Here is a 208-nt window from a genome sequence, read left to right as displayed (position 1 = left end):
CCTGCTGTTCCTGTTTRCGCGCCTTCGCACGGGYKATAGCGGCCTCRACGGCSGCTTTGCGCGGATCCACCGGTTCAGCCGGTGCGGCAGGTTCGCYGCTGKYCTGCTGTTCCTGYTTGCGCGCCTTCGCACGGGCGATMGCGGCCTCAACGGCGGCTTTGCGCGGATCCACCGGTTCAGCCGGTGCGGCAGGTTCGCCGCTGGCCTG

The 208-nt window shown here is 69.7% G+C and carries 1 pseudogene; it reads right to left on the bottom strand.

The annotated features are described in order from the left end of the window. Nucleotides 1–208 (bottom strand): annotated as a pseudogene (locus JTI98_RS21270) (electron transport complex subunit RsxC); the annotation flags it as partial.

Source organism: Citrobacter sp. MGH 55, assembly GCF_016906145.1.
GTDB lineage: Bacteria > Pseudomonadota > Gammaproteobacteria > Enterobacterales > Enterobacteriaceae > Citrobacter_A > Citrobacter_A amalonaticus.
Note: the sequence above shows the minus strand (reverse complement) of the source record. Positions and strands in the feature narration are given on the sequence as shown.